The following is a 25410-nucleotide window of genomic DNA, read 5'->3' as shown; positions in this document are numbered from 1 at the left end:
TCTGTTGATTGGAATCCCTGTAACGATAGCGAATCGCGAATATGCGTAACGCTACAAAACAGAAGCGTGTGAGACAAAACAAAGCACCGAATGGAAAGAACGAAAAACTATGATTTTCTAAACCTCCTTTAATTCATTCATGGCCGGACCGGGTTTCGGACCGCCACGCTATTAAGAGAATAACAATGGAATGTCTCAAACAAAGGTGTAAAAAGGTCACAAAACCATCAATAACTCATCACAAAACGCACGCCCCGGCTTGATCGCGGTTGAAAAAATGATAAACTTAAAATAATTTCGACTGGAGGGGTTTAAAAGACGATTCTTCGGATCAAAAGGTGAGATTTTTGTGGTGGACGATAAACAATCCTGGTTGTGGACGATGATCAAAGTATTGTTGAGCTACTAAGGGACTTTTTGGAGAATGACGGATTTCATGTAAAAATGACTGGTGACGCTGCTCAAGCGCTGGAGGGTGTACAGAATGAAGGTTAAACGAATTGTCGCCAATATTGAAACACAGGACGTTTCTAAAGCAACGTATTTTTACAAGGAGATACTTGGACTAGATCAACTGATGGATATGGGGTTTATTTCAACTTACGGCTCCCATGAGAAAATGGACACGCAGATTAGTTTTCTTTCAGAGGGAGGTTCGGGGACACCAGTACCTGACCTATCCATTGAAGTTGATGATCTAGACACTGCATTAACGCGTGTAAAGGAAGCAGAGATACCGATCGAGTATGGTCCTGTAGAAGAATCGTGGGGAGTACGGCGTTTTTATGTAAGAGATCCTTTCGGAAAGCTCATTAATATTCTTACCCATTTGTAGATGAATTCAATCTTACTGCAATAGAATAAATATCCATATATTTGGCTCATCAATAATTAATCTAATTCTAAAATATTTGGCTTATTACCAGCAAGTTTTGTTTATTTATTTAATTTTTGCAGTAGCACTACCTAAAAATACTCTAACGTTATCATTTTATACATGGAATGAGTGAGACACACTCATCTTGTATTACTAGTGGGGTTAAATAAAAACTCAGGGTCACACAAATCAGAGGTGCCTCATTCATGTGGCCCTTTTAATCGCAATGATTTAACCTAAGTAAAGTTATACCCCTAAAATGTAAAATAGTTTTGACATAATTCACAGGTAGCCTTTATTCTGTAATATAAAGATGTTTATACATTATGGAGGGGATAACTCGTGAGTTTGAACATGGAAATGTATTTTTTACATTGATTATTGTGGCGTATTGGGTTCTAATTTTCGCGCTGATCATTTCGGTGGGAGTGATGCTCCTTTCTTTAACAAAAAAAGGAGACGAAAGAAAAAGTTATATTAAGGTTAAAACAATGGCAAATGCTTTTGCGGTGAATTGGTGATTTTATTTGTAAATGTTCTACTGGATATTTATCAGGTCATCAGAGGTCAGGGGGGAAGTCTCTATCCATTTGCCTATTTGTTTATTGTTTCGTTTGTTTTCTTAATCACACTGATTGTCAATAGAAAAAAATATGGAGATTGATCATGGAAAACAAAATAAGAGCGTTGCGGAAGGCAAGAAAGTTATCTCAAGAGGAATTAGCCAAATTATGCGGGGTTTCTAGACAAACCATCAATGCAATTGAAAATGATAAATATGATCCGACCCTGTCACTTGCCTTTAAATTAGCTGAACGATTAGAAACAACGGTTGATGAGCTCTTTGTTCCTTAAACGGGGGACTTTAGCTGAATAACATCGTCATTTATCAGGAGGGTTTTAGTAAATTTTTCCGTCCATGTTGTATCGAGCCTGAGGTTTATAAGCTCAATCGAAATTAAGGAAGTGTCACTTGTTATGCAACCAATCGAGATACAAATGCTACCTTGTAATGCGAGTACAAATAGCGTGAATATGGAGCACATTACGAACATCGTTAACCGTTCATTTGCGGCATCGGAGGAAGGGATTTGGATGAACGGGGCAGATCGTACGACAGTAAAGAAAATTGCAGAATTTACCAATTCTGGAGAGATTGCTGTTGCTCGATTCAAGGGGAGAATTGTTGGATGTGTCCGTGTTCAACGGATTGATGAGGGAACAGGAGAATTTGGCATGCTGGCAGTGGACGGTGCTTATCAAAGGAACGGTATTGCACGTGAGTTAGTTCGTTTTGCTGAACAGAAGTGTCAAAACGAATATCTTCGCAAGATGCAACTCGAATTGTTAATACCCTGTGAGTTTTCTCACCCGTCCAAAGTCTTTTTGGAAAACTGGTATCATCGTATCGGCTATCATCGGGTTTATGAAGAATCTTTTGATGCGTCATACCCAAGGTTGGCACGGATGTTAGCTGTTCCTTGCAAGTTTATTGTTTTTCAAAAAAGGTTAAGCAAACGAGCGCTATAATGGACTAAGGCTTGCACGTATCTCCCCTTAAAAATTCAGATATAGGCCAGATTTGTTGTGAATTTAAGAAGTTGCAGTAATGCGCGAAAATAAATGTTGAAATTGGGTATAGCATGGGCAGGTGATTTCCGCTCCTGGCACTCGCTTTCCACGGGCATGGCCTCAGCCTCTTCGGAAGAAAGACACTTCCTGCGGGGTCTTCGGACACGTGCTGTTCCCGTAGGAGTCTCGCACCCTCCGCTCCAATCACTCGAGTTTGAGCCTTTGAATGCGCTGTAGTATGTCCCAAAAAAACGTTTGATACACGAAACTGGAAGAACATTTGAAGTACAATGATCGCCCTGACTTTACTCATTTGCTGGCCACTTTAATGATCTTTGTCCGTATTGCTTGGATTGGCATATTCTTTTGTCCCTCTAGATTGATCAGCCGCATCATCTTCGGAATATCCGGCGATCATTTGATAGAGTTTTTGGCGAATCAGCTGTTCATTCGAGTGAACAGTAATGCCTTTCATCATTTAGTTTGAGGTGTTGAATCAAAGTTTGGGAGAAACCCACTTTTTCGTCGAATTCTCGGAATATGAATTCACCTGTATCGGAGGAAAGTAATCCTCCATCATTTGGCGATTCACTAGAAGGGCTTTCCCCGGCTTTCTAAAGATTGGGGAGATTTTTCGATAGAGAGACCTTTCATCAAGTCATTGAACTTGGTGGAAGGTCTTTTTACCATAATACCAGCCTTTGAAAGTTGGATGGGCTTCCTTTTTCGTATGGTCAGTTTTACAAGGCTGTTACAATTAGAATCTTTAGTTAGAATTCATACCGATATGTTTTTTGATAGAGTTAATATAACATCATTTATACGTACAACCAAAAAATACAAATAAATTCAATTTTTTATTGAAATATACGTTGAAAAGTGATAAATTTACATTTGTAAGCGCTGTTATTTTTGAAAAAGAAGGGAGGAAGATAAAATACAGAGAAAATCAGGACAATGAAACACCAGATTTATTAAATATCCATATATATTTATACGTACATATTTGGGGGTTGGATGCGATTTAACCTGAGTCAAAGCTATTATGTTGATTGATTCAACTTTTCAAATTATAGCATCTGGAAGTTAGAAATGACTTGAATATGGTTTTGGACTTATTCTTTAGAAGAACTTCCAAAGGGGGGCACGTGAGTTATCGTGCAATAGCCGACGAGGTTTATGAGCATTGATCGTGCTTGAAAAGCTTGGCGCGATTGGATTTAGCGATGGTGCGTGGCTATATGGTATTTGATAAGCCCGTATACCTTTCAGTTCCCTTCAGGACTTGGAGAAATGCCATGATAGCGGATGTGACTGCTGAATTGACTGAGTTTTTCCACTATAATGTCCAGCAACGTTGGAGTATCAAGTAACTTTAAACCATGAGGAACATATGGCACAGATTGATTATTAGGCGACTTTGGCTGGTGTGTCTACTGGTAAATTAATTGGTGAAAAAGGCCTAGGAGCTGATGAAGCTTTTGGGATGCTGCTCATTTGATTTTACGACTAAAACTTATGACGAAAAGTTTGTGACCTCTTTCAAAAAGTGGGTGGAATAGAACAATCTTTCGAGTGGATTGCTTTGATTGTTTTGTTGATTTCCACCAGAACACAGTTACTTTTAGTTTATTCTGGGGAATTTATATATTTTTATTTGGTTTCTTAAAATCCGAAATGTAAATAAAAAGGGGGAATTTAAAATGAATTTTAAAAAGTTAGCAAAGATGGCTGTTATCATTATTGCCAGTGTAGCACTGTTGTCAGCTTGTGGCAGCTCTACCCGTGGTTCTTCAGCATCAAAATCAACAAGTCCCTCGCTTAAAAAAGGCGATTTGATTGGGATCTCAATGCCTACTAAGGCTGATCAGCGGTGGAACGTTGATGGTGCTAACTTGGTTAAGGATCTCAAAAAGGCGGGATTCAAGACTAAGATCGAGTATGCAAATAACAGCCCATCACAACAATCAAATGATATCAACAATCTGGTTTCTGCCGGTGCAAAAGCAATTATAGTAGCAGCCGTTGATGGCACTGCTGTTGGCCCGGCTGTTGAACAGGCGAAATCACAAGGCGACATTGTCATTGCGTATGATCGCTTAATTATGAATACCAAGGCCGTCGATTATTATGTGACGTTTGATCTTGAACGCACGGGTATCCTCGAGGCAAATACCATTATCAACAAGCTTGATTTGAAAGGGAATGGAGGTAAGACTAAACCTCTGAACATTGCACTTTTTGCTGGTTCGGATGATGATAACAATGCCCCATACTTCTTCAAAGGAGCCTGGGATTTGCTAAAGCCTTACTTCGAGTCAGGGCAATTAGTTGATCCATCAGGTCTTGTGACCAAGGATACTACAGATGCCGATTGGAAGAAAATTTCTGTTCACGCCTGGGACCAAAATCAAGCTCAAAAGCAAATGGATGCATTTATGACCAAGCTTAGTCAGAAGCCACTCGCCGCTGTCCTTTCTCCCTATGATGCAATCTCACTTGGCGTTATGAAATCAATCAAGAATGCGCGTCCTGATATGTCTCCATCTACTCCTTTCTCTGCTTCAAACCCAGATAATAAGTCTGCGTGGCCAGTTATCACCGGCCAGGATGGTATGGATATCGGGATAACCAACATCAAATTTGGGGCACAGGCACAGACTGTCTTCAAGAATGTTGCCCTACTCGCCAATAAGACAACATCAATTTTAACTCAGATTGCTGATGACAAAAAACCAAAATCAACCGATGCCCCGATGAGCAATGGTAAGAAGGATGTTCCAACTTGGTTGTTGAAGTCAGATGAATTAGTTAAGAATCCAACAGGGGATCAAAAAGGTCTACATTATGAAGTTGAGGTTGGATTCATCACTGAAAAACAATATCAGAAGGATATCGCTGCTCCGATTATTAAGTAGTATATTGAGAATTTAAGGCGACTTGCGAACAGGAGGAGCAAGTCGCCATAAAATTTCTAATCATTACGTGTAGCTGCTTGTTCAAATCTTGAACAATTGCAAAGAGACGTTCATGCAAACGAGGAGTGTAATATGTCAAATTCCCAAATGATATTACAGATGCAAAACATCACTAAAACTTTCGGTCCTGTTAAGGCCCTTACAAATGTGAATTTGGAGATTGCTCGTGGTGAAATTCATGCCATTTGTGGCGAGAATGGTGCTGGAAAGTCGACCCTGATGAATGTGCTTTCAGGAGTGTATTCCTACGGTTCATACTCAGGCACTATTATTTATGATGGTAAAGAATGCAAATTTAAAAAAATTAAGGATTCTGAGAAATTAGGTATTGTAGTGATTCAGCAGGAGTTGGCATTGACTCCATTCCTTTCGATAGCTGAAAATATATTTCTTGGTAACGAGCGTCAGAAGAGTGGCGTGATTGATTGGGAAGCTACTCGAGCTGATGCTATTAAGGTGATGGAACAGGTGGGTCTTCATGAAGATCCCGACACTAAGGTTATGGATATTGGTGTAGGTAAGCAGCAGCTCGTGGAAATTGCGAAAGCTTTATCGAAGAAAGTTAAACTTCTGTTACTAGATGAGCCTACTGCTGCTTTGAATGATGAAGATTCGGCCCATTTACTGCAAATCATTCGCGATTTACGTGATCATCAAGGCGTTACATCGGTTATTATCTCTCATAAGTTGAATGAAATTGCGGCCATTGCCGACAACGTGACGATTATCCGCGATGGTTCCACGGTGGGGTGGATGACGAATTCGGAAGAGAATCCACTTGATCAGGATGAACTGATTCATAAGATGGTCGGTCGCGAACTTACCAATCTGTACCCCGAGCATGTTTCTCATATTGGAGAAGAAATCTTTCGTGTGGAGAATTGGACACTCCATCACCCACTTGATCAGCAGCGTGTAATTGTGGATCATGCCAATATTTATGCGCGTGCAGGTGAGATTGTTGGGCTGGCCGGACTCATGGGAGCCGGCCGCACAGAGATGGCGATGAGCATCTTTGGTCGCACCTATGGTTCAGGTGTATCTGGAAAAGTCTATGTACATGGCAAAGAAATTGACACATCGACAGTTCGGAAGGCAATTGAAGCAGGCATTGCCTATGTAACTGAAGATCGCAAAGGATACGGTCTTAATCTTTTACAGAATATTCGTGAAAATTCTACGTCGGCAGCCCTTACTAGGTACTCAAAGCAAGGTGTCATGGATGAGGGGGTTGAACGTGTTGCTGTTGAAAAGTATCGCAAGGACTTCAATATCAAAACACCAAGCATTGAAGAACAAGTCTCCAATCTATCGGGTGGAAATCAGCAGAAGGTACTTTTAGCGAAATGGGTGATTTCTAATCCAGATATTTTGATTCTTGATGAGCCGACACGTGGGATCGATGTTGGTGCTAAATACGAAATTTATGAAATTATTGAACAACTTGCTGATGAAGGCAAAGCAATCATTGTTATTTCATCTGAGCTTCCTGAGCTTATTGGTATTTGTGATCGGATTTATACGATCAGTCAGGGTGTTGTCACAGACGATGTTCCGAAATCAAGATTTACTCAGGAGTACCTCATGAAAGGTATGACTCAAGAAAAGACTAAGTTAAAGAAGGTAGGAGAATCATGAGTTTAGAATCTTTAACACCACAGAATAAAAATAATGTAAAAAGGGGGACAGTGTTAGAAGCCTTTACTTCAAATGCTCGCCAATACGGCATTGTTGGGGCACTCATCGCCATCATTATCGTATTTGAAATTTTGACTGGAGGACTTTTACTGCAGCCGAATACAATTGTTCAATTAATTCAGCAGAATGCTTATGTCATCATTCTTGCAGTGGGTATGGTTATGATCATCATTGCAACCCATATTGATTTGTCAGTCGGTTCCTTGGTTGGGTTTATTGGTGGCTGTGTAGCTTTGCTTATGCAGAATGCGCATATGAATTGGTTCTTAGCAATTATTATAGGTTTACTGATTGGTCTTCTCGTGGGAGTGTGGCAAGGCTTCTGGGTTGCTTTTGTTGGAATTCCAGCTTTCATTACCACTTTGGGGGGCATGTTGATTTTTCGAGGTCTTGCAACCACATTGATTAAAGCATCTATCCCCGTTAACAATACATCATTTAATGCTATTGCCGCAAACTATCTTCCGAATGTTTTTGGATGGTGGGGACCATTTGATGGGTTGAGTATTGTTGTGGGAATCCTTGTTGTTATCGTTTTTGCGTGGACTCAACTTCGTAAGCGTACCAAAGTCGCTAAGGTGGGATTGGTTCCAGAACCGATGACCGCAACCTACATCAAGATTGCTATTGCAACGGTTGTAATTGCTGCTCTAACTTTTGAATTTGCATCTTCCGGAAATGCTACTCAAGGCGGTATACCAATTATATTGGTCATTGTTGGGGTTCTTGTTTTAGCTTACCACTTTATTTTAACTCGTACGGTTTTTGGCCGTCGCGTCTATGCGATTGGTGGAAATCGTCGAGCGGCGAGTCTTTCGGGTATTAACACGCGTCGTGTCGATTTTACCCTTTTCATTCACATGGGATTCCTTTCAGCTGTTGCTGCTATTGCGATGCTCTCTCGTTTGAGTTCTGCATCGGCTGCGACGGGTAATTCTTTTGAGCTTGATGCTATTGCAGCCTGCTTTGTTGGTGGTACAGCTGTTACTGGTGGGATTGGAACTGTACCAGGCGTTGTTATTGGGGCATTAGTAATGGGGGTTATTAACCAGGGCTTGTCGATTATGGGGGTTGATTCCGCATTAATTCAAACGATTAAAGGCCTTGTGCTGCTCTTAGCAGTCGCGGTAGACATAATACCCAAGCTAAGAAAACGCTAATAAATTGGCAAATGAGACTTGAATGTATAGATTACTTCAATAATTGAGCTTTAGTTAAGCTGTGAGTTAATAGAGAAGATGCGAGAAAATATTTATTGACCACGACTATTGACGATGCGTGTAGGTCCAATCGATTACGTGAAAATTAAGAAACAATTCTGTAAGGAATAAATTTAGGTTTAAAGAGGGAGAAGAATGAACGATAAAGCAAAAATGCGCTTATATGCCTTGACTTCTATTACGTGTCTCGCATGGCTAGTTCAAGCAATGCTTCAAGATAGACAAAAAGGTCAAATGTGGTCGGGGTTAAATCTCATTTTTTATGGGTGTATGATTATTGTAATTCTGTATACCGCATACTCTGCGGTGCAAATGTGGAAGATAAAAGAGAAACCTGTAAAAAATGATGATAGAACGAATTAGAACAGGGAAAATGGGCACTGTTACCTGTTTTGCCAAGACATTTTCGAAATGACTTCAAAAACCATTCAGATGTACTAAACTCTGATTTACGGAAATGCACACATTATGACCCATCCCAGGCCTATGGCGGTTACATCTCTTGATAAAAATTGCTTGATCCCTCATGACAGTGCTGTCCTCCGCTTGAAGCCTTTTTTAGGAACACGGCTCTTTTGTGAAGGGATCGATGGGAAGGGTTTAAAAGCGCTCCTTTTTGTGGGACAAAGGGATAGCTTCATAGTCCAACTAGCCTTTTGCTAATATCTAGTTTTAAACGGAGGCTTCTCATGAGTTCAGCAAATTTTTGAGAAGCTTCTTTTTCATGTCATGCGTGACATGGAGGTAGAAGGGAAGCCTAGCTGTTTCCCTTAAGTGCATTATTAATCAGCATTAATAAGCAATATAAAACCCTTTAAAAAGGTATATTTTAATAACTTTACTTAAATTCTTGCTTTATTATTCTAAAATATCTAAATTCATATCGATACAAATAGTGAGTTCACAAAATTTGTATAAGCTCTCGAGATACTACACTCCATATAATGAAGTTGGAACAGAAGTAATTTTGGAGAAATACGTTCGGACTTCTGAGTGAGTCATGAAGCGCTCCATCAAACTACTTACTTTCCTCATGCCCACACGATGTGGGTAGGGTCGGCGTTCGACGCAACATCGGGGTCCTCAAAAAGTGGTTTTTTACTTTTTTTGGGTCCTGGGGTGCACACTTCGTTATCACATGGAGGTGATGTTTTTAGCCGATCGTCCTTAGTGGCCTCAGTGAACTTGGGAATAGACGATTTATTTTTCCAAGTGGATCTTCGGACACGTGCTTTTTCCGTAGGAGTCTCGGTATTTTGACTACCCTGCCTGTTTCCCAGGCTACTTATCGTTCGGTATGAAGGTGATTTCTTTTCGTCTTGTCTCAGCTTCCACTTCCTTTTTATGTTTTCGTTATTTCATTAAATATCGGGGTATTAAATATCGGATTAATACAAATATTCCCCATAAGTCCTTTTGTTGGTTTTCCATGTCGTAAAATATTACAGGTCATTTGACATGCTTTCCATATTCACTATAGTATGTTAATTAATCATGATTATAAAATAATCATGATTAATTAACAGAGGAGGAAATGATATGGATGTTAAGAAAACAGCACTGCTCCTGATTGATATGCAAAAGGAGAGTAAGTATGGTATTGAGGGTATGGAGGAAGCGGTGATAAATGCCAAAACATTGCTTTCGGCTTGTAGACAGGAAAATATTCCTGTTATCTATACACGTCATATCAGTAGAGCGGATGCCATCGGCTTGCCGAATAATGAGGTATTGGATCACTCGGGTAAACCGATTTATTATTGTTCAGATGCAGAGTCGAAGGAGATTATTGATGAGATAAAGCCTGAGTCAAATGACATTGTTATTGATAAGCATCGTTGGAGTGGATTCTACCAGACGGAACTGGACCTGATATTACGTAGCCTAGGGATTAAGCACTTAATAATGGGGGGATTTGTCACGGATTGCTGTCTTATGACCTCTGCGTTTGATGCCTATGCGCGAGATTATCAAGTGAATATAGTCAAAGATATTTGTGGGGCAACCAATAGTGGTTCACATCAATCGTCCTTGCTGATAATGGCGAACTGGATCTATGATTTGAAAATTTTTGATACTGAGGAAATCATCAAGATGCTGCGCGGAGAAACCTACGAAGCTTGGGAATGTACTACACCTGATCAAATGCAGTTCACTCCAGAAAATATGCGTGAAATATTTTCAAAGCTCTCTTAAAAAAGGCTAGGGGGGATAATGGATGGATAAAAAAATTGCGGAGGAATTAGATCAAATCATAGCACAGGACATTGAAAGTAATGATATAACTGCAAAAGACCAATGGATTATGGGGCTTCTAGCCACTGTTCCAATTATCGTAGCAACAATATGGTATTTTCTATCGAGTTAATCAAAAAACGGTAGAGTTAAAGGAGAATTGTATGAATACGAATGAAAGTATATTACCTATTCCTAAAAAAAATAGGTATGCTAGTAGCCTGTCTATTTTCTGGCTTTGGTCTGGAGGGAATGTTTTATTAACTAATTTTGTGTCAGGAAGCTCTTATGCTCAAGGAATAGGCCTTTTTCCTATGTTGGTTATGACGCTTTGTGCAAATTTCTTTGGTTTAGCTTTATGTGCTTGGGATACACAGCGTTCTGGCAAATATGGAATTGACGAAATGGTATCGATTCGACCAACATTTGGATATAATGGCTCGATATTTGGCGTGCTGGTTTTAGTTATCATTAATTTTGGTTGGGTTGGTATACTTGCTTCTATGGCTGGTTCAGCATGTAAAATCATCGTTCAGGGTTTTGCAAATGACTTTAGTTTCCCTGGTGATTTCAGCCTTTACGCGCTTGGAGCTGGCATTGTTTTCCCACTTGTTATCCTCATGTTCAGTCAGAAAGCTGCCTTCATTTTATCGCGTATCACCGTTCCTATTCTATTGTTGTTTGCTTTATATATTCTTATCGTACTTCTAAAGGGCGATCATTGGCGGCAAATGGTTCAGTTCAAGCCTGATCATTCTACAAATTGGACGATGGCCTTTGAGATCATTGTTGCTTTCGCCATTTCATGGTTTCCCTATCTTGGTTCATGGAATCGATTCGCTAAAACACAACGAAAATCTTTTTGGGCCACTTTTTTTGGGTTGGGCTCATCGGGTATCTTATTTGCCGCTATCGGTGGCATGGCAACCCTAGCAACAGGGAAAGTGGACCCCGCTCAGTGGTCAGATCAACTGCACTTAGGAGTCATTGCGCTGTTTATTATCATTTTGGGAACGGCGACTTCGGTGACTCATCTTCTCGGTGCAGGGACAATGGGAATATTGAGTGTATTTCCAAAATGGAATTACCGCTATGTTTCATTGGCAGTAACATTACCATCGGTTATTTTTGTTTATATGGATTCTCTGCAGCAAATGTTTAATACTCTACTTATTTTTGTTGGCTTACTAGCAGGTCCGTATTGGGGGATCATTATGATCGACTATTTTTTCTTAAGAAAGCAGCAGATTGATGTAAAGGCGTGTTATGATCCAGAAGGTATTTATAAATATTTTCACGGTTGGAATCCGATTGCGGTCGGTTGTCAGATTGTTGGTATCATCTTTTGGTTGTATTTAGGAGGTTGGCAAAGTAATATAAAGATACTTACATTTTCTTCTGGACATTATTTATTTAACTATATTTCAGCAACTTTACCGTCCATGCTGCTGTCTGGTTTACTTTATTTTATAGTTGGAAAATGGGCGTTTTCCAAGCTTCCACTCATTGGTGGCTATCATTTTCAAAAGAGAAAGGTTAAGAAAACGTTGAGCACACAAAAGGTCCAATGACTTTTTATTGCTTTGGAATGGGATAGCACTATGGAAGTGTGTAATAGGCTAAAATGGAATATTGAAGTGAAGGAATAGACGGCTTTTAAAATAGTGTATTCGTAGGTGAGAGCATTGAGAAAAAAGGAAATTCAAGCCAATCGGATGATGAAATACTTTATTGATGCAACTTCCAAAATTATTGAGGAGGATGGCATTGAGAATGTGACAATTCGCAAAATAGCTGATACCGCTGGATATAATAGTGCGACAATCTATAGTTATTTTAAGGAAGTCTCTCATCTCATCTTTTTTGCAGCGATGACATTTTTAAAGGACTATATTAATGATCTCTCTGAATGTCTAAAGCTTAGTGATGATCCTCTTGAAAAATATGTTTTATCCTGGGAGTGTTTCTGCAAGCATTCTTTTGCGAATCCAAAACTTTACCATGCCATTTTCATAGCTGATCTGGGTGAACATCCTGATGAACTGATGAGACATTATTACCAATTGTATAATATGGATTTGCTGGATATTCCAGAGGAAATAAAGGCTGTTATGCTTGAACACAATCTTATGGTGCGGAGTCGGATGGTCTTGGAAAGTGCCGTTTCTCAGAAGTTGATAAAGGTAGAAAATCTTGAGCCGATCAATGAGATGACCATATACATTTGGCGAGGCATGTTTACTTCTTTATTAAATAACCGCTGTTCTCATAGCAAGGAAGAAGCACTTAAGACTACTGTAGCCTATATTCGAGAATTAACCTTTAACGCCAATCACTTCAACTTTGAAAAATGAATTAGGGAAAATCATATAAAGAATAAAGCTAAAATGGCATAATTTCTAATAGCGGAATTCTAAAAAGCCCGTAGTTTCCTTCAGATTAAGGATATTACGGGCTTTTTATATCCACGGGATAGAATGTTAATTTTAGTGTCAGAAACAATTCGTTTCGTGTGAAAACATAAGCCTATTTACATTTTATATACGACAATGTTCAAACAAGGAGAAAGTATTAGTCGCAACCAGGTTTATGGTAGGTGAGGTCTTGAAATCCCTTAACCTCATTGCCAGTCCTATGTGCCCTAATTGTTATAAACTACACCTGAAATGTATAATTTTTCTAACGATAGGATAACTTACTTTCAATAACATAACTTAGTCGAGAGAGTAAGGTGGGATCCTATTTGAGTGAACATCAAAGGGCGATGTTAAATCATATTAGAGAAGTCAATCAACATATTGAAAATTTAGTAACGGATTATTGGAAAGCCTATAGTGGTATCGATACGTGGCAATTTTGGTTAAATGCCGTGCTGCTTATCATACCTCTTGTATTTTTGCTGATTTATATAGATAGAAGAAGGGTTTTTCAAATTCTCTTTTTTGGCTACACCATTCATGTTTTGATGAATTATTTGGATATTACTGCTGTCTTAAAGGGTTTAATGTATCACCCTTATTCGTTATTACCGATGCCGCAGAGTCATTTAACCTTGGATGCCTCATTGATTCCTGTTGCTTTTATGCTGACTTATCAGTTGGGCTATAATCGTAGGATTAACCAATATTTATTAGCTGTTGTCATTGGGGCGGTTATGTCGTTTATATTTGGCCCCATCGTTCATGCCATCGGTTTTTTGAAAATGTATCACTGGATGAGTTATTGGGTTTTATTTATCGGAGACATCATTGAATACATTATTGCCTATTGGTTAACGAGCTTCTTTTTTCATTTTTATAGAAATGATGAACCCACTTCTTAAAACAGCCAAGCTTAGTGATATAAATGATAAAGAGCACATTTCCAAGTTGACTTATAGGAATAATAATATTAAGATGGCAGTGTAAGCTTTTCTTTGACATGGAAGGGAGAGAGGAAAATGCAGCTTCAGGAATCCATGGAATCCAAAAAAGAAGAACTCGTAAACAAGCTCATCTCATTTAATGTGTTTAAAATAAAACAAAAGCAACTTTTCGAATTATCATTAGAACAATTAGAGCATGCCTATGACAAAATTGTAGGTGCCGCCCATCCTCATAGTGGCGTAGGGGCTATTCAGTGGACAAATAAAACCAAGCGAAGAAGACAGGCCCGAAGACATCCTATTAGAAGCCACGATTAAGCTAAAGGGCCCCCTTTAGAGCGGCATTTTCAGTGCCTCTAGAGGGGGTTTTTTAAAAGATAAGAGAGTATAAAATTTCTGGTCATGAGGACGGTGCGCGATTCCGCTTCAGACCGCTCGCTTTCCGCGAGGGAGTGATAAGCCTCCTCGCGCCTTCGCACTGCTAAGGTCTTTCCAATCTCCCACTTCCCGCAGGATTCTAGTCTCCGCATCATGAGTCAGCGGCGCCCGCGGAACACATGATTTTAGAGCGTTACGAATCTCGCGCCTTGCGCTCCATCCCACTTGACCAGGCGACGAAGCCTTTTTCATATTGGATGATGCTCTATACCAAGCAAGGACCGGGCATGCTTTTCGCCCGGTTTTTTTTCTAATACTATACAGAATGTATAACTCCGCTGACGCTTATAAAGGAAGATAGTATAAGTGTAACTTTGGCTTTCGCCATTAAAGCTTGCGGGCACCCTAAGTGTGTGATTTGCAAAAGTCACATCAGGAGTACCAGCGAAGTGGTGCAAGCCAAGTTTTCTAACTCTTGGCTTCTAGAAGTGATGGGGTGATATGCAGGCCGATAGCTGTCACTGATAGTTGAATAAAAAGTAGGGTATACAAAAAAGCCTCGTAGAGACGTCATTTAAACGCTCTATGGGGCTTATTTTTACAATCAAGTGTATTTTGAGTCAAGGCTTTTCTAAGTGTGCGTTGTAACGGGAATAAGCTTTAAAAAATTTGGGTCAATCCCCACATGATTATGGCAACAACAGGAACAAGCACCCAAACATTATGTCCACTGCTTTGTTTAGCTGCATTATGCTGCTTGAGCAATTGTTCGATATGATTTAAACGCTTGTTTAAATGTGCGATTTCGTCTTTAAGAGCGCTGATGCCTTCTTCGTTGTTCTCCATAGAGCAGTGTCTCCTTTTACTCTATATGCAACAAGTATCATGCTTTTATTGTAGCATTTTTCTGAATGAAGCAAAGATATTTTTCTAATAATTAAAAATTATTTTTAGAATAAATTTCCTGAAGGGTTAACTCGTTCTCTACGGGCTTGTTTGATTCCGATTGGTAACATGAAGCAAGAAGGCTTCCCCTAGGGCTGAAACAAGACAGGCCGCTTTTGTTTTTGTTATACTATCAGAAAGTATAAACCTTCGCTGGCGCTATTTAGGGTAAGGGTATAAGTGAAATCTTGACGTTCATATCAGGAGAACTGTGAAATAGTGCGAGCCTAAGCTTTACTAATACTGATAAATAAGCCCAGTTATGCTCATGATTGGCTATTTCAGTAGAACTACGTCTGAATTTTCATGAAATCACAACCTAGGGGGCCTGACATGGAAGCAAACGATGAAAGAATGCACCCGCTTATTGAACGGGTAATGGATAATATTGAAAAGGTCATGATTGGCAAGCGCCAGGCAGCCATGCTCGCGTTAACCGCCCTATTGGCAGAGGGGCATGTCCTTCTTGAGGATGTTCCTGGGGTCGGAAAGACTATGCTTGTTCGGGTGATTGCTAAGTCACTAGGCACAGAGTTTAAAAGAATACAGTTTACTCCAGATTTACTCCCTTCTGATTTAACGGGATTATCGATATATAACCAAAAGGATATGGTCTTTGAATTTCGGCCAGGTCCACTCATGGGGAATGTTGTCTTGGCGGATGAGATCAATCGGACATCTCCCAAAACCCAGGCTGCTTTGCTGGAAGGAATGGAAGAGGGCGGTGTCACTGTGGACGGGCAAACCCGCGTTCTACCTAAGCCCTTCTTTGTTATGGCGACACAGAATCCGATTGAATATGAGGGGACCTTTCCCTTACCTGAAGCGCAGCTTGATCGTTTTCTTCTCAAGTTAAAAATGGGATACCCGAATGCTGCAGAGGAATTGGAAATGCTCAATCGTTTGGAATCCTATCATCCGATCGAAGATATTGAGCCGGTATTGTCAATAGAGGATGTGCTTGACTTACAAGCCAGTGCAAGAACGGTTTATGTAGAAGAAAGCATCAAAAAATATTTGATTGAGATTGTTACACGCACGCGTCATCATCATCAAGTGTATCTCGGTGTGAGTCCGCGTGGCTCTTTGGCATTATTGAAGGCCGCACAGGCATGGGCCATGATGTACAATCGGAAATATGTTGTACCTGATGATATAAAAGGATTGGCTCCTTTTGTTTTAGGCCATCGCCTCATCTTGAAGCCGGATGCGAAGTATTCAGGAATTGGCTCAGAGGATGTTGTTTCAGAGGTGCTCAAACAAGTCACAGTCCCTATTTTTAAAAAGGACACGGTGAAATGATCAAGCGGCTCCGGCGTTATCAAACGATTTTAGGTGTGGCTTGGATACTTCTGCTTTTCCTCATCGCTTTTTCCTACGCTATGTTTCAAGGTGGTTTTGTTAGCTGGTTTGTTTTTTACAGCTTTTTACCTATTTTAGTCTATACGCTATTCGTCGTTTTTTATCCTTTACGAGATTTGCAGATGACTAGATCGTTAAATAAAGAAGAGCTTTTTGCTAATGAAGTGTTAGAGGTGTCGATCCGGATTAAGCGCCGCTTGCCGATCCCGCTTTTTTATATCGTGGTGGAGGATCAGCAGCCGACAAACAGTTTGAAGCGCCAGGCATCATGGCGGCACGGACAAACCAAGAAATTGTTTGCATTGGGTTTTCGTTTAAACGCAACATTGACCTATTCAATCGAAGCAATGCCGCGGGGCTATTATCACTTTGATACTATTTCCGTACGGACAGGTGATATCTTTGGTTTTATCCAAAAGGAAAAAGCCTTTGCTGTAAGTAGCGAGGTTATAGTTTATCCACAGAAGCTGCCGCTTCGGTCTTGGAAACCCCTCAATCTGTCCTATGGCGGGCAGCATAGATCACGTAAAAGCTTTGAACGGGATCTTACCTCGATTTCCAGCATTCGTGATTATACCCCAGGCGATCGGCTCAGTTGGTTGGACTGGAAAGCGACAGCCCGAGCGAATCGACTGGTGACAAAGGAATTTGAGCTGCCTTTGAATAATGATGTGGTGATGGCAATAGATTGTTCTCAGCAGGAGCAGGATCGCGAGGGGGAGGGTTTTGAAAGAGCTGTATCGCTTGTGAGTGCTTTGGTGGATAGAGCGCTAAAGACAGAGGCGAAGCTGCAGTTTATGTCCATATCACATCACATCACCTCTATTAATGAGGAGGACGGCGACTTTCAAAGATGGAAGATTCTCAATCACTTGGCACGGATTGAATCGGTGAAGCAGCCGCGTGATATTTTAAAATTAACCGCTTATCTTCAGCGTATGACGAAGCAAGTCACCCTTGTCTTTGTGACAACAGTCGCCTCGGATGCTTTGGTTTTACAATTCAACGAACTCATCAGTCGGGGACTTGCGGTCGAATGTTTTCTGGTTACATCGAAAAAGGCCTCTCAAGAAAGTCAGTATTGGAGGGGTGTCCTTAGTAGCATAGGTGTTGTGACGCATGTGGTTTCGGATGGTCATGATGCAGCCTTTGAACAGGCAGGTGATTCGCTTGCAACAAGCTAAAGCGCAATTCCTATCGCTTTTCCTTTTTATTTTAGGCTTTCTCTTGTTTTGGGAATGGCTCCGCCCTTTGGCGGTGATTACTAACACAGAGCACGTGAATGACTTTGTTGGATTCGCGGTGTTTTCTTTTCTATTAACCTACTTGCGTTTGCCCTTTTGGCTGGCCTTCCCGCTTAAATTCATTGCGATATTTTTTGTGCTTCATCTTTTGTTTTTCTACAATACGCCACTATTTGATCGGCTATGGTTGGATTATTTTGTTGATGATATTCATAAGAATTTAGCCTTCATCTCGCAAGGCAACTGGGTGGATTTTACCGATTTATTTAAATCCTTTCTGTTTTTCATCTTGCTGTGGATTGTCAGCTACTTGATGCGCTATTGGCTCTTGCAAACGCGCAGACTGTTTTTATTTTTCTTTGTCACTGTTATCTACTTGACGATTCTTGATACATTCACGTTATATCATGCTGATTTTGCGATTGTAAGGACCATGATCATCGGCTTAATTTTGATGGGCATTCTGCGATTGCTCAAGATTCAAGAAAGTGAAAAAGTCACCTTTGAAAAAGGCAGACTGCCTCTAGCTTGGCTTGTCCCTTTACTCGCTCTTATTGTTTTAACGGCGATTGTTGGCTTTGTTGCGCCGAAGCTCGGCCCACAGTGGCCAGACCCTGTGCCCTTTATCCAAAAGGCTGCCAACGGCTACCCAGAATATGAAAAGGGGCAAGGAAACGGAACTGGACCACAAACCATCGGTTATGATGACGATGATACGCATCTAGGGGGTTCATTCTTAATGGATGACACGCCTGTCTTTTATACAGAGGGAGAGTACAATCATTATTGGCGCATTGGTTCCAAAAATGTTTATACAGGCAAAGGATGGGTTAATCGTCCTCAGGGACAGGTACAAACAGTGGACGCTGATCACCTTGATCGTTCTCCGGTACTTGACCTTTATGAGCAAAATACAAAGGTCAGTTCAGCGACGGATAAGGTGGAAACACTGAGTAATAATTTCCCGCAGCTTATCTATGGGGGTGAAGTTAATGCGATCGAAGGGAAGAGTCGAAATCGTGTGTCTTTGCAGCTCAATGATAGCACGGGCAAACTGGAGCCAATGTATCATGGGCGCCATGTTACACTCAGAAAGTATACGATTAACTACCAATACCCCAGTTTTTCTATCAACAGGTTAAGTGAGGTCATAGGCAATCAAGGGGATCCAAAAGAGATCAAGCAACAGGATCTACAGCTGCCAGCGGAGCTTCCTAACCGAGTCAGAAAGCTGGCAATCAAGCTGACCAAGAATGAATCGAACCGTTATGACAAGGTACAGGCTTTATTGAATTATCTTCAGAGTGACACGTTCACCTATCAAATTGATGGCGTGCCAAGACCATCAGGTCAAACCGATTATGTCGATCAATTCTTATTTGAAACGCACTTCGGGTATTGTGATAATTTTTCTACTGCTATGACGGTGTTGTTAAGAGCGGCCGGCATTCCTGCACGCTGGGTCAAAGGCTTTACTCAAGGCACATATGATAAGGCTGTTGATCTGACGCATTATAAATATGTGGTCAAAAATTCTGATGCGCATTCATGGGTTGAGGTTTATTTTCCCAATTCAGGTTGGGTTCCTTTTGAACCGACAAAAAGCTTTGATAATCCCTATAGCTTTAATTATGATACCAATGCAAGTGATAGTGAGGCGGCGCCTGCGAACGCCCAAGACGATTCGGCGAATCAAGAGCAACAACAGCAACAGAAGGAAAAGGCTCAGAAAAAACAACAACAGCAACCAGCTGCGCAAAAGGAGCAGGCGTCCCAGCATACTTCTGGCACTAAAGCTAAGGGAGAAAACGCGATCCCGTGGATTGTCAGTGGGGTGATTCTGTTCATTCTGCTCATTGCTGCCGTTATCTTATATAGGATGCGGAAGAGCTGGTGGCCAAAGTACCTCTTGCACAGGTTTAGGCAAAGGACAGATGAAGCGGCTTTTGATGTGGCTTTTAAGCATCTGCTCAAATTACTGGCGATGCACGGCTATACAATAAAGTCGGATCAAACATTAAGAGAGTTTGCGGTTAAAGTAGATCGTGAGCTGGGTGTTAAGGAGATGTCGCGGCTTGTGAAGTATTATGAAGAGAAACACTATTACCATGCTTCAGGCCAGCATTGGTCAGAGTGTAAAGAATCGTGGGAAAATATAATCAAAAAAATATCAGGTTGATGCTTGAGCAAATGATTGATAGAATAGGTTCAGGCTCATGAATACAAGGGGTCTACCTGAGGGCGGCTTTAGGTTTCATTGCCCCCTGAGTTGGATTCATATCAAGCATAAATGATCTCCTTCGTATATGCTCGTGAATAAGGCGCGAGTGTCTCTACCAGATCACCGTAAATGATCCGACTATGAAGGTGGATTTCCACGGGAAAAACAGCCTGTTAATGTCCTTTGTGAAAAGAGATTTTCACTGGTAAGGCTTGTTTTTGAAGATTTTTACGTATGTTTATTACCCACTGGATATCTGCCTTCTTTTTATTGAGAAGCGGTATCCAGTTTTTTGTACTATCAGAATTAGAATGTATAACTTCGCTGACGCTCATAAAGGAAGATAGTATAAGTTGGGCTTTGGCTATCGCTACCTAAGGCTTGACGATAGCCACGTTATCAAATGCTATAAAAAGGGTGAGGATAAGTAGAAGCAGTGGCTGTCACACCCTGAAAAATTTTTAAGAGAAGTGAGGAACCTCTATGGATCAGCAAAAAATTATCGTCATAGATTTTGGCGGGCAGTATAATCAGCTCATCGCGCGCCGTGTGCGTGACCTAGGTGTATTTAGTGAGCTTAGGCCGCACACGACGACTGCGGAAGAATTGAAGAAGGATCTCCCTCAAGGACTTATTTTCTCTGGAGGACCTAATAGTGTGTATGGGGAAGGGGCTCCTTCCTGTGATCCCGCTATTTTTGAATTGGGAATTCCTGTATTAGGCATCTGCTATGGGATGCAACTGATGAGTGCCCATTTTGGCGCGGAGGTTTCAGCAGCTAATCATCGTGAGTATGGCAAAGCACTTATCAAGGTTGAGCAGGAAGCGTCACTTTATCAAAATCAGCCGAAAGAGCAAACCGTGTGGATGAGTCATGGGGACCTTGTTAAAGCCCCACCAGAAGGCTTTGAGGTATTGGCAACCAGTGCGTCCTGTCCAGTGGCAGCCATGGCCAATGCTGAGAAAAAGCTTTATGGCGTCCAGTACCATCCTGAGGTGCGCCATTCAGAGTATGGCAATGATTTGCTCAAAAACTTTGTCTTTAATGTCTGTGGATGTACCGCAGATTGGACGATGGAGCATTTCATTGATGAAAAGGTTGAGGAAATTCGCCAAAGTGTGGGCAACCAGAACGTGCTTTGTGCGCTGAGCGGCGGTGTCGATTCTTCAGTGGCGGCTGCCCTTGTGCATCGTGCGATTGGGGATCAGCTCACTTGCGTGTTTGTTGATCATGGCTTGCTCAGAAAAGGGGAAGCAGATAGTGTTACCCGGACATTTAGAGACAACTTTCATATGAATTTTATCAAGGTCGATGCGGAGGAGCGTTTCTTAGGCAAATTAAAAGGTGTCGATGATCCTGAAAAGAAACGCAAAATCATCGGGAATGAATTCATCTATGTCTTTGAGGAAGAAGCAAGTAAGCTGAAGGACATTTCTTACCTTGTACAAGGAACGTTATATACTGATATCGTTGAAAGCGGGACAGACTCTGCTCAGACCATTAAGTCTCATCATAATGTTGGCGGACTTCCTGAGAAAATGAATTTTGATTTAATCGAGCCATTAAATACGTTGTTTAAGGATGAGGTCCGCCGCTTAGGAACCGAGCTCGGTCTTCCAGATGAAATTGTCCACCGCCAGCCATTCCCAGGGCCTGGACTTGGCATTCGTGTGTTAGGAGCCATCACTGAAGAAAAATTGGAGATCGTTCGTGAATCAGATGCCGTCCTGCGCGATGAAATTGCCAAGGCCGGTCTCGATCGGGATATTTGGCAGTATTTCACAGTACTACCTGATATCCGCAGCGTAGGCGTCATGGGCGATGCCCGCACGTATGATCACTGCATAGCCATCCGCGCGGTCACCTCAATTGACGGCATGACCTCAGACTGGGCAAGAATCCCTTGGGATGTCCTTGAAAAAATCTCAACGCGGATTGTCAATGAAGTTGCCCATATCAACCGCGTCGTGTATGATATCACCTCTAAGCCACCAGCAACGATTGAGTGGGAATAATAACTGAAAAGCGCTAAGCCTAGATATACCAAGGCTTAGCGCTTTTTTTCTTTTTTATGTCATCGGCTATGTCATCTTGTGTCATCATCATTATTTTTTCAATGATTATCTATACTAAGATGTTGGTTCCCTTGATTACTTGTTAGATCCTTTTTAGAAAAATCTCTCTCCATGACATTACTTAATCGACTAGCGAGTTCAAAATCTCGATTAGGATAAAGATGTCCATATGTACCTAATGTAATTTGAACGTCGCTATGACCAAGTCGTTCCTTGAGAATAAGAGGATCTTCTTTCATATGGATTAAAAGACTTGCATGGCTGTGGCGTAAACCATGAACGGCTATTTCCTTCACTTTGGCGATTTTGGCATGGCGTCTAATGATATGTCGTAAAGTATGTTTATTGGTGGGAATACCATTAAAAGAGAGAACGTACTTTGTTTTAATTTGTTTTTGTTGATGCTCTTTCCACTCTTTTAATAGTTTGATTGTGCCTCCATCAAGTGCTACCTTTCTTATGGAAGCCTTTGTTTTTGGTGTGCCAAAGTGAAAATCATATGCATTCTTATATATTACAGTTTTTGTCACATCAACAATTCCTTCCTCTAACTGAATATCTCCCCATGTGGATAGACTGGGATTAACCCCTTTTACGGGTTATGCCTGATCAGCCCATGGGTTAGAAGGAGAGAAGGGAACTCTTGAGGGGATTAACAACACTAGCGTTTTTTCAAAAAAAGTTACACCTACCCCTATAAAGTAAATAAACAACAAAAAAGACCTGACCGATATGTTGATCAGTCAGGTCGTGAGTATATTTAATCTAATTCAATACGGTCAAAGGTCTCCTTGTCCATTTCATAGCCAAGGTAACGCCGATTCCATTGTTTACAACATTTTGCGACAATGCCACTTCCCGAAAAAAGATCGATCACTAAATCAAAGGGCTGACTATGTCTGAGAATAAGGTCTTCAATGAGGGCTTTGGGCTTCTGATAAGGAAACACCTTCTCCTTAGAGGAAGAAGAGAGACTCGGATAATCAAATACCCCATTATGATAGGCTTCATCAGGCTTGAGCTGAAAAGGGGGCGTCTTTGATTTACTTACCCAAAGAATATACTCTCGGTTTTTATTGACATACCCCCGTTTGCGCAAATAACGCTGTGGAAAGGAAGGCTTGACCCACACCATAAGGTCTTGGACAAATAGTCGATAGGTTTCTGCGTGGCGATACATCTCTAAGACGTTGGGAAGAATATTAAATATCAGGGCACTTCCATCTGGTTTTAAAGCGGTTGAAATAATCCACATGAGTTCTTCGAAATCAAAATCTTTATCCCAATCCTCTAAATCCAGATTATATGGCGGATCAGCAATGATTAATGCTGCTTCTTCCTCATTGTAATTTAAGATTTCACGATAATCTAGGTTTCTTAATCGTCGGCGTTGGTCTTGGCTCACTTTTAACATCATTTTTCTTTCCCCCTTGGTCTTGACGGCTTAAAATATGATGGACATGTTTTCGGCTGATGCCCAATTGGTGGGCAATCGCTGTCTTGCTCTACCCTTTGTTCACAAGGTCTTCAATAATGGCGCGCTGTTGCACGAAGTGATGCGCACAATACATCAGCAAATGTAAACAGTGCAAGGATTGAAATGAAAATCCGTTTAAATCTAAAACGGTCGGTCAACCAGCCGATCAATGGGATGATTGCGGACATGACTAGCGTGTAAGCGGTGACAGCCGGCTGGATCATCTTTAGATTCGTGTCAAAGTAATCGACCAGCTTTGGAATGGCTACGTTAATGACCGTGCTATCGAGAAGAACCAGAAACATTGCGAAGACAATAGCGAGCAACTGGGGAAGAATTTTTTGATGGAGAAGGATTCCGTTCCTTGTTCTTGTTTAATTCTTTGTGAAGTGTCCATACTCTACTTGCTTTCTTATTTTTGTTTCAATGTAAACTATAATTAACAAACTTGAATATTGTCAATCTAACTTTTTTGAAATTATCATGACAATAGGTATAAGTATATAAAATATTGATATATCGCCTTTTTTGTACTCATTACTATAACCAAGTATCGATGGACCTAAAGTCAACCGGGAGAAACAATAATTGATTCTCTTTGGGATATGTGTTATTTTGTTAACATATAAACAATAATCCCAAATAAGGATGTGTAGCATAATGAATTCAACTGAGGGACTAAAGCGATTGCTTTATAACCGGTTTCTTCATTTTTCGGAACTATTTGAGCAATCTGTGGAAGTAGAGTTGACCGAATTCGCAACTCAAGCGCGCGCGCTTGGGCTTGATACGTTCCCTAACAATATGACAAGTATTCACGTTATCGACTGTATCGGTAGTTATGAGCCAATCAACAATACATCGATTGCCGATAAGATGAATTTATCGAAAGCAAGTATTACTAAATTCAGCAACAAGTTGCTTGAAGAGGGTTACATCAAACGAAGCCAACTAAACGACAATAAAAAAGAAGTTTATTTTAGTCTTTCATCCAAAGGCAAGCATGTTTTTAAAGTCCACCAAACGGTGCATGAAATGATAGAACGAAGATTTATAAGTACCTTAAGCTCATTTTCAGAATTGGAGCTGCAGACGACACTGAAGTTTATTCAAATCATGATCGATCAACTAAATGCATACACACCCAGTGAAACGAATCCAGAAATGAGATAGAGGGGGAGAGCATTATGAGCCTGGAATCTTTAATCAGGGAACGGCGGACCGTTCGGAAATTTAACAACTTACCGGTTTCGGAAGCTTTGGTCAAATCGCTATTGCAAAAGTCAGAACAGCTGTGTCCTCATGACGGCGAGTCGCAATGGCGATATGTCTATGTGGGTACTGACGAAGCGAGGGAGCGGCTGTCTGGTTACATTAGCGAAAAGGTCTTGGAAAGTCGAATAGCGAGACTAACTTTGAGCAAAGTGATCGAGAGCTATCAACGACGCTTTTTGAAAATACCCGCTTATCTTATTGCGATTGCTGATACCGATCATGATCCTATTAAAAACGAGGAAATATATGGGACAATATGCCGGATTTTGCAGAACTTTCAGCTTCTCTCGTGGGAGCAACAGCTTGGAATGGCATGGATTACGGAACCCATCATTCAAAATGAGCTGTTCTACAAACGAATCGGTCTTAAGGAAGGCGAGCGCTTTGTTGGCATGCTGGAAATCGGATACTTCGATAAAAGTCCTAAGGCTCGGGCAAGAACGACCGCAGATCGCTATTGGACCGATTCTGTATATCAATAACAAAAG

General features: G+C 40.9%; 23 protein-coding genes, 2 pseudogenes and 1 riboswitch. Of the genes and pseudogenes, 20 read left to right on the top strand and 5 right to left on the bottom strand.

Annotated elements, in window-relative coordinates:
- Positions 1–366 precede the first annotated feature (366 nt).
- The 4 genes and pseudogenes from IEW82_RS06560 to IEW82_RS06545 form a co-directional block, all read left to right on the top strand.
- A pseudogene (locus tag IEW82_RS06560) lies at positions 367–468 on the top strand (DNA-binding response regulator); the annotation flags it as partial.
- 16 nt (positions 469–484) lie between these two features.
- Positions 485–835, top strand: coding sequence for a VOC family protein (locus IEW82_RS06555; RefSeq protein WP_188691056.1), 351 nt, complete (start codon positions 485–487; stop codon positions 833–835).
- A 708-nt stretch (positions 836–1543) separates the two neighbouring features.
- On the top strand, positions 1544–1732 hold the full coding sequence (locus tag IEW82_RS06550) for a helix-turn-helix transcriptional regulator (RefSeq protein WP_188691052.1): 189 nt from the start codon (positions 1544–1546) through the stop codon (positions 1730–1732).
- A gap of 123 nt (positions 1733–1855) precedes the next feature.
- Positions 1856–2407: a GNAT family N-acetyltransferase gene (locus tag IEW82_RS06545; protein WP_188691049.1), complete on the top strand. Its 552-nt coding sequence runs from the start codon at positions 1856–1858 to the stop codon at positions 2405–2407.
- 421 nt (positions 2408–2828) lie between these two features.
- Here the strand turns inward: IEW82_RS06545 and IEW82_RS06540 are convergent.
- Positions 2829–3027, bottom strand: a pseudogene (locus IEW82_RS06540) (transposase); the annotation flags it as partial.
- 1125 nt (positions 3028–4152) lie between these two features.
- On the opposite strand from IEW82_RS06540, the gene IEW82_RS06535 reads away from it, so the two are divergent.
- From IEW82_RS06535 to IEW82_RS06490, 10 genes are all read left to right on the top strand, one after another.
- Positions 4153–5367, top strand: coding sequence for a substrate-binding domain-containing protein (locus IEW82_RS06535; protein WP_188691046.1), 1215 nt, complete (start codon positions 4153–4155; stop codon positions 5365–5367).
- A 132-nt stretch (positions 5368–5499) separates the two neighbouring features.
- Positions 5500–7065 carry an ATP-binding cassette domain-containing protein gene (locus IEW82_RS06530; RefSeq protein ID WP_188691042.1) on the top strand — a complete coding sequence of 522 codons (1566 nt, stop codon included), beginning with the start codon at positions 5500–5502 and terminating at the stop codon, positions 7063–7065.
- Positions 7062–8285 carry a multiple monosaccharide ABC transporter permease gene (gene mmsB / locus IEW82_RS06525; protein WP_188691040.1) on the top strand — a complete coding sequence of 408 codons (1224 nt, stop codon included), beginning with the start codon at positions 7062–7064 and terminating at the stop codon, positions 8283–8285. Before IEW82_RS06530 ends, mmsB begins: the two co-directional genes overlap by 4 nt.
- Positions 8286–8480: 195 nt before the next feature.
- Positions 8481–8708, top strand: a complete 228-nt coding sequence (locus tag IEW82_RS06520) for a hypothetical protein (protein WP_188691037.1) — start codon at positions 8481–8483, stop codon at positions 8706–8708.
- Between the two features lie 1176 nt (positions 8709–9884).
- On the top strand, positions 9885–10541 hold the full coding sequence (locus tag IEW82_RS06515; protein ID WP_188691034.1) for a cysteine hydrolase family protein: 657 nt from the start codon (positions 9885–9887) through the stop codon (positions 10539–10541).
- 22 nt (positions 10542–10563) lie between these two features.
- Entirely contained in the window at positions 10564–10713 is a 150-nt protein-coding gene (locus IEW82_RS06510) for a hypothetical protein (protein ID WP_188691031.1), read from the top strand.
- Between the two features lie 31 nt (positions 10714–10744).
- Complete coding sequence (locus IEW82_RS06505) at positions 10745–12151, top strand: purine-cytosine permease family protein (RefSeq protein ID WP_188691028.1); 1407 nt, start codon at positions 10745–10747, stop codon at positions 12149–12151.
- A gap of 114 nt (positions 12152–12265) precedes the next feature.
- Entirely contained in the window at positions 12266–12934 is a 669-nt protein-coding gene (locus IEW82_RS06500; RefSeq protein WP_188691025.1) for a TetR/AcrR family transcriptional regulator, read from the top strand.
- A gap of 389 nt (positions 12935–13323) precedes the next feature.
- Positions 13324–13902 carry a hypothetical protein gene (locus tag IEW82_RS06495; protein WP_188691022.1) on the top strand — a complete coding sequence of 193 codons (579 nt, stop codon included), beginning with the start codon at positions 13324–13326 and terminating at the stop codon, positions 13900–13902.
- Between the two features lie 117 nt (positions 13903–14019).
- Complete coding sequence (locus IEW82_RS06490; protein ID WP_188691019.1) at positions 14020–14262, top strand: Fur-regulated basic protein FbpA; 243 nt, start codon at positions 14020–14022, stop codon at positions 14260–14262.
- Between the two features lie 720 nt (positions 14263–14982).
- Here the strand turns inward: IEW82_RS06490 and IEW82_RS06485 are convergent.
- On the bottom strand, positions 14983–15168 hold the full coding sequence (locus IEW82_RS06485) for a hypothetical protein (RefSeq protein WP_188691015.1): 186 nt from the start codon (positions 15166–15168) through the stop codon (positions 14983–14985).
- A 432-nt stretch (positions 15169–15600) separates the two neighbouring features.
- Here IEW82_RS06485 and IEW82_RS06480 point away from each other — a divergent pair, with 432 nt between their 5' ends.
- The 4 genes from IEW82_RS06480 (at position 15601) to guaA (ending at position 22110) form a co-directional block, all read left to right on the top strand.
- Entirely contained in the window at positions 15601–16569 is a 969-nt protein-coding gene (locus tag IEW82_RS06480) for an AAA family ATPase (protein WP_188691012.1), read from the top strand.
- Positions 16566–17813, top strand: a complete 1248-nt coding sequence (locus IEW82_RS06475) for a DUF58 domain-containing protein (RefSeq protein WP_188691009.1) — start codon at positions 16566–16568, stop codon at positions 17811–17813. The genes IEW82_RS06480 and IEW82_RS06475 overlap by 4 nt, the downstream gene beginning before the upstream one ends.
- The gene (locus tag IEW82_RS06470; protein WP_188691007.1) at positions 17749–20052 is read left to right on the top strand and encodes a transglutaminase TgpA family protein; all 2304 of its coding nucleotides are present in this window, start codon (positions 17749–17751) and stop codon (positions 20050–20052) included. Before IEW82_RS06475 ends, IEW82_RS06470 begins: the two co-directional genes overlap by 65 nt.
- 101 nt (positions 20053–20153) lie before the next feature.
- Positions 20154–20255: riboswitch (purine riboswitch) on the top strand.
- A gap of 322 nt (positions 20256–20577) precedes the next feature.
- A complete protein-coding gene (gene guaA, locus IEW82_RS06465; protein ID WP_188691002.1) occupies positions 20578–22110 on the top strand; it encodes a glutamine-hydrolyzing GMP synthase in 1533 nt (510 codons plus the stop codon).
- Positions 22111–22208: 98 nt separating this feature from the next.
- Here guaA and IEW82_RS06460 read toward each other — a convergent pair whose 3' ends face one another.
- The 3 genes from IEW82_RS06460 to IEW82_RS06450 all read right to left on the bottom strand — a co-directional run bounded on the left by IEW82_RS06460 (position 22209) and on the right by IEW82_RS06450 (position 23952).
- Positions 22209–22727, bottom strand: coding sequence for a site-specific integrase (locus tag IEW82_RS06460; RefSeq protein ID WP_268237341.1), 519 nt, complete (start codon positions 22725–22727; stop codon positions 22209–22211).
- 203 nt (positions 22728–22930) lie between these two features.
- Positions 22931–23587 (bottom strand): DNA-methyltransferase, encoded by a 657-nt coding sequence (locus tag IEW82_RS06455; RefSeq protein ID WP_188690996.1) that lies wholly within the window; start codon positions 23585–23587, stop codon positions 22931–22933.
- 110 nt (positions 23588–23697) lie between these two features.
- Positions 23698–23952, bottom strand: coding sequence for an MFS transporter (locus IEW82_RS06450; protein ID WP_188690993.1), 255 nt, complete (start codon positions 23950–23952; stop codon positions 23698–23700).
- A 355-nt stretch (positions 23953–24307) separates the two neighbouring features.
- On the opposite strand from IEW82_RS06450, the gene IEW82_RS06445 reads away from it, so the two are divergent.
- A complete protein-coding gene (locus IEW82_RS06445) occupies positions 24308–24820 on the top strand; it encodes a MarR family transcriptional regulator (RefSeq protein ID WP_188690990.1) in 513 nt (170 codons plus the stop codon).
- Positions 24821–24834: 14 nt separating this feature from the next.
- Complete coding sequence (locus IEW82_RS06440; protein WP_188690987.1) at positions 24835–25404, top strand: nitroreductase family protein; 570 nt, start codon at positions 24835–24837, stop codon at positions 25402–25404.
- The last annotated feature ends 6 nt before the right edge of the window (positions 25405–25410 follow it).

The organism is Pullulanibacillus camelliae (assembly GCF_014642655.1).
GTDB classification, from domain to species: domain Bacteria; phylum Bacillota; class Bacilli; order Bacillales; family Sporolactobacillaceae; genus Pullulanibacillus; species Pullulanibacillus camelliae.
Note: the sequence above shows the minus strand (reverse complement) of the source record. Positions and strands in the feature narration are given on the sequence as shown.

Bases quoted from the DNA above. Each gene is read 5' to 3' on its own strand.
- IEW82_RS06470 (WP_188691007.1), top strand. From the start codon at position 17,749: ATGTGGTTTCGGATGGTCATGATGCAGCCTTTGAACAGGCAGGTGATT.
- IEW82_RS06445 (WP_188690990.1), top strand. From the start codon at position 24,308: ATGAATTCAACTGAGGGACTAAAGCGATTGCTTTATAACCGGTTTCTT.
- IEW82_RS06520 (WP_188691037.1), top strand. From the start codon at position 8,481: ATGAACGATAAAGCAAAAATGCGCTTATATGCCTTGACTTCTATTACG.
- IEW82_RS06550 (WP_188691052.1), top strand. From the start codon at position 1,544: ATGGAAAACAAAATAAGAGCGTTGCGGAAGGCAAGAAAGTTATCTCAA.
- IEW82_RS06480 (WP_188691012.1), top strand. From the start codon at position 15,601: ATGGAAGCAAACGATGAAAGAATGCACCCGCTTATTGAACGGGTAATG.
- IEW82_RS06440 (WP_188690987.1), top strand. From the start codon at position 24,835: ATGAGCCTGGAATCTTTAATCAGGGAACGGCGGACCGTTCGGAAATTT.
- IEW82_RS06450 (WP_188690993.1), bottom strand. From the start codon at position 23,952: ATGTTTCTGGTTCTTCTCGATAGCACGGTCATTAACGTAGCCATTCCA.
- IEW82_RS06530 (WP_188691042.1), top strand. From the start codon at position 5,500: ATGTCAAATTCCCAAATGATATTACAGATGCAAAACATCACTAAAACT.
- IEW82_RS06555 (WP_188691056.1), top strand. From the start codon at position 485: ATGAAGGTTAAACGAATTGTCGCCAATATTGAAACACAGGACGTTTCT.
- IEW82_RS06485 (WP_188691015.1), bottom strand. From the start codon at position 15,168: ATGGAGAACAACGAAGAAGGCATCAGCGCTCTTAAAGACGAAATCGCA.
- IEW82_RS06535 (WP_188691046.1), top strand. From the start codon at position 4,153: ATGAATTTTAAAAAGTTAGCAAAGATGGCTGTTATCATTATTGCCAGT.
- guaA (WP_188691002.1), top strand. From the start codon at position 20,578: ATGGATCAGCAAAAAATTATCGTCATAGATTTTGGCGGGCAGTATAAT.
- IEW82_RS06515 (WP_188691034.1), top strand. From the start codon at position 9,885: ATGGATGTTAAGAAAACAGCACTGCTCCTGATTGATATGCAAAAGGAG.
- IEW82_RS06545 (WP_188691049.1), top strand. From the start codon at position 1,856: ATGCAACCAATCGAGATACAAATGCTACCTTGTAATGCGAGTACAAAT.
- IEW82_RS06510 (WP_188691031.1), top strand. From the start codon at position 10,564: ATGGATAAAAAAATTGCGGAGGAATTAGATCAAATCATAGCACAGGAC.
- IEW82_RS06475 (WP_188691009.1), top strand. From the start codon at position 16,566: ATGATCAAGCGGCTCCGGCGTTATCAAACGATTTTAGGTGTGGCTTGG.
- IEW82_RS06505 (WP_188691028.1), top strand. From the start codon at position 10,745: ATGAATACGAATGAAAGTATATTACCTATTCCTAAAAAAAATAGGTAT.
- IEW82_RS06455 (WP_188690996.1), bottom strand. From the start codon at position 23,587: ATGATGTTAAAAGTGAGCCAAGACCAACGCCGACGATTAAGAAACCTA.
- IEW82_RS06490 (WP_188691019.1), top strand. From the start codon at position 14,020: ATGCAGCTTCAGGAATCCATGGAATCCAAAAAAGAAGAACTCGTAAAC.
- mmsB (WP_188691040.1), top strand. From the start codon at position 7,062: ATGAGTTTAGAATCTTTAACACCACAGAATAAAAATAATGTAAAAAGG.